Source organism: Phaeobacter sp. JH20_29 (genome assembly GCF_048056175.1).
GTDB classification, from domain to species: Bacteria; Pseudomonadota; Alphaproteobacteria; order Rhodobacterales; family Rhodobacteraceae; genus Phaeobacter; species Phaeobacter bryozoorum.
The window spans coordinates 1-2,357 of record NZ_JAYMWO010000010.1 but is presented as its reverse complement, the minus strand read 5'-3'; the positions used below and the strand labels follow the sequence as shown (position 1 = coordinate 2,357).

The window sequence follows — 2,357 nt, the reverse complement described above, 5'->3', positions numbered from 1 at the left end:
GACCCGGTATTTTCACCGAGATTTGACCCACCCTCAGTTATGCGTCGTGGTTTATGACGCGGTCAATGTTTTGGCCTCCTTTCGTGTTTTCTTTGCAGCCTCAGCGCTGGCCTTGAAGCGGTAGCTGTCGTTTCCGGTTTCGAGGATGTGGCAGCGGTGGGTCAGCCTATCGAGGAGCGCGGTTGTCATCTTTGCATCCCCGAAGACCTGCGCCCATTCTGAGAAGCTGAGGTTTGTGGTGATGATGACGCTGGTGCGCTCGTAGAGCTTGCTGAGCAGATGGAAGAGCAGCGCCCCGCCAGATGAACTGAACGGCAGGTAGCCGAGTTCGTCCAAGATGACCAAGTCGACCTTCGTCAGCATCTCAGCCAGTTTCCCTGCCTTTCCAAGCGCCTTCTCCTGCTCCAGCGCGTTGACCAATTCCACGGTCGAGAAGAAGCGCACCTTACGCCGGTGATGTTCGATGGCTTGGACGCCGATTGCTGTGGCTGTGTGGCTCTTGCCCGTTCCGGGACCGCCGATCAAAACGACATTCTCGGCCGCTTCGATAAACTCGCATCGGTGTAGCTGCCGCACTGTCGCTTCGTTGATCTCACTCGATGCAAAGTCGAAGCCCGTCAGATCTTTGTATGCGGGGAAGCGGGCAACCTTCGTGTGGTAGGCGATGGACCGTACCTCGCGTTCGGCGATCTCGGCCTTGAGCAGCTGTGACAGCATTGGTGTGGCAGCTTCGAACGCTGGCGCGCCCTGGGCGACCAAGTCTTCAATCGCATTTGCCATGCCATAGAGCTTAAGACTGCGCAGCATGATGACGATAGATGCTCCTGCTGGGTCATGACGCATGGCGCTTCCCCTCAGTCTGTCGCAATCCGTCATAGCGACCGACGTTGGCCACCGGCGTTGTCTGTAATGCCAGTGCGTCCGGCGGATCGACCTCGGGGTGATCTGTCGGTCTGCGATCGATCAATCGATGCAACAGGTTCAGGATGTGTGTCTTGGTGGGAACGCCTGCTTCAAGTGCCAGTTCCACTGCACACAAAACGTCTTCTTCGTTGTGCTGAAGAACCAAAGACAGAATGTCGACCATCTCTCGGTCACCACCTTCTTTACGCAGCATGTGATCCTGCAATTGACGGAAGGCATCCGGCATCTCCGTGAACGGCGCACCATTCCGAAGTGCGCCCGGTTTGCGTTGGATAACAGCGAGATAGTGGCGCCAGTCATAGATGACTTTACCAGGCTTGCGATGAGACCGCTCGATGATCCGCGCATGTTTGCAAACCGTTTGCCCTTCAGCAACCACGATCAGCCGTTCGGGATAGACATGCAAACTGACACGTCGGTTCGCAAAGCTGGCGGGAACGCTGTAGCGATTGCGTTCGAACGTGATCAGGCATGTGGGTGACACACGCTTACTGTGTTCGATAAAGCCATCGAATGCCGGCGGCAGTGCCATCAGCGTAGGCTTCTCGGCCTCCCACACGTCAGCGATGGACCCCGGCAAAGCCTTGTGCGGCGTCTCTGTCCAAAGGGCGATACAGCGATCTTCAAGCCATTGGTTCAGCTCTGCCAGATCGGCGCAGACCGGCATGACCTGCCACATGCGGTTGCGCGCATCCTGCACGTTCTTCTCAACCTGGCCTTTCTCCCAACCGGCCGCCGGATTACAGAACTCGGGCTCAAACACGTAGTGACTGGCCATAGCCTTGAAGCGTGCATTGACGTCCCGCTGCTTGCCTTTGCCCACACGATCAACGGCGGTCTTCATATTGTCATAGATCCCGCGACCAGGCACACCGCCGAACACGCGGAATGCATGCCAGTGGGCGTCAAACAGCATCTCGTGCGTTTGCAGCGGGTAGGCCCGTACCAAGAAAGCGCGGCTGTGCGATAGCTTGATATGAGCGACCTGAAGTTTGACGCGCTCACCGCCGATGTTGGCCCAGTCCTCGCTCCAATCGAATTGGAAGGCTTCGCCGGGCGCGAACACCAAAGGCACGTAGGTGCCGCGCCCCGTCGTCTGTTCCGCTCGATGCCGATCTTCACGCCATACCCGGGCGAAAGCTGCCACGCGTTCATAGGAGCCATCATATCCCAGCTTCACCAGATCAGCATGCATTTGCTTCACTGTCCGCCGCTCTTTGCGTGACTTCCGCGTCTGGATTAAAAGCCAGGCTGTCAGCCGATCCGCGTAGGGGTCCAGCTTGCTTGGACGCTTGGGCGTCTTGAACTTCGGTTCCACCGCACCTTCACGCAGATACTTCTTGATCGTGTTCCGAGACAAACCCGTCCGTCGGGCAATCTCCCTGATTGGCATTTTGTCACGCAATGCCCAGCGTCGAATGACACTCAAAAAT

General features: G+C 57.3%; 2 protein-coding genes. Both read right to left on the bottom strand.

Annotated elements, in window-relative coordinates; translation table 11 throughout:
* Positions 1 to 51: 51 nt before the first annotated feature.
* The gene (gene istB / locus VWZ85_RS07505; RefSeq protein WP_050687164.1) at positions 52 to 843 is read right to left on the bottom strand and encodes an IS21-like element helper ATPase IstB; all 792 of its coding nucleotides are present in this window, start codon (positions 841 to 843) and stop codon (positions 52 to 54) included.
* Positions 833 to 2,353 (bottom strand): IS21 family transposase, encoded by a 1,521-nt coding sequence (gene istA / locus VWZ85_RS07500; protein ID WP_416587638.1) that lies wholly within the window; start codon positions 2,351 to 2,353, stop codon positions 833 to 835. The genes istB and istA overlap by 11 nt, the downstream gene beginning before the upstream one ends.
* Positions 2,354 to 2,357 lie beyond the last annotated feature (4 nt).